Here is a 1,352-nt window from a genome sequence, read left to right as displayed (position 1 = left end):
AAGTTCCCCAGTTTCCAATGACCCTCCACGGTTGAGCCGTGGGCTTTCACATCAGACTTAAGAAACCGCCTGCGCGCGCTTTACGCCCAATAATTCCGGACAACGCTTGCCACCTACGTATTACCGCGGCTGCTGGCACGTAGTTAGCCGTGGCTTTCTGGTTAGGTACCGTCAAGGTACCGCCCTATTCGAACGGTACTTGTTCTTCCCTAACAACAGAGCTTTACGACCCGAAGGCCTTCTTCGCTCACGCGGCGTTGCTCCGTCAGACTTTCGTCCATTGCGGAAGATTCCCTACTGCTGCCTCCCGTAGGAGTCTGGGCCGTGTCTCAGTCCCAGTGTGGCCGATCACCCTCTCAGGTCGGCTACGCATCGTCGCCTTGGTGAGCCGTTACCTCACCAACTAGCTAATGCGCCGCGGGTCCATCTGTAAGTGGTAGCAAAAGCCACCTTTCAATTTCGAACCATGCGGTTCGAAATATTATCCGGTATTAGCTTCGGTTTCCCGGAGTTATCCCAATCTTACAGGCAGGTTACCCACGTGTTACTCACCCGTCCGCCGCTAATCTTCGGGAGCAAGCTCCCTCAGATTCGCTCGACTTGCATGTATTAGGCACGCCGCCAGCGTTCGTCCTGAGCCAGGATCAAACTCTCCAATAAAGAGTTGATATAGCTCATAAAATGTCTATAAATAGACTTAGAATTAACGTTGACGTTTCTGTTTTGTTTAGTTTTCAAAGAACTATTCCGCTGCAAATCAGCGACAAAAACCATTATAGCAAACAACTTCTTCTTTGTCAACTTCCACGAAAATTTTTTTAATTAAAAACATCATTATATTTTCGCGCGCTCATTAACAACAAATAATATATTATCATTAAACTTCGTAGAAGTCAACAACAATTATTTTATAAAATTTCTGAGCGGAATAATAATGTACCACTTTCATTTAAATGCTGTCAATTACTTTTTTAAATAAAGACAAAGCAGGTTATCCTTTCTACTTTGTCTTTATTCTTCTGGCCTTTTTATCTCTTTTGTATTTCTTCCATTAACAATTTATTTACCATCGGCGGGTTTGCTTGTCCCTTTGTAGCTTTCATAATTTGGCCTACTAAGAAACCAATCGCCTTTTGCTTACCATTTTTAAAGTCTTCAATTGATTTTGGATTTGCATCTAACGCTTCATTAACAAACTTACGTAACGTTTCATCGTCAGAAATTTGGATTAGACCTTTTTCTTTAACAATTTTTTCCGCATCTCCGCCATTCTCAATAAGCTCTTTAAACACTTGCTTCGCTATTTTAGAAGAAATGGTTCCATTTTCGATAAGCTTTATCATACCTGCTAA

The 1,352-nt window shown here is 42.6% G+C and carries 1 rRNA gene and 1 pseudogene; both read right to left on the bottom strand.

Annotation, left to right across the window (positions count from 1 at the left end):
* A 16S ribosomal RNA gene (locus tag WQ54_RS17755) occupies positions 1 to 660 on the bottom strand; the annotation flags it as partial.
* 368 nt (positions 661 to 1,028) lie between these two features.
* Positions 1,029 to 1,352, bottom strand: a pseudogene (locus WQ54_RS17750) (Asp-tRNA(Asn)/Glu-tRNA(Gln) amidotransferase GatCAB subunit B); the annotation flags it as partial.

The sequence above is a fragment of the Bacillus sp. SA1-12 genome, assembly GCF_000981385.1.
Classification (GTDB): Bacteria; Bacillota; Bacilli; order Bacillales; family Bacillaceae; genus Metabacillus.
Note: the sequence above shows the minus strand (reverse complement) of the source record. Positions and strands in the feature narration are given on the sequence as shown.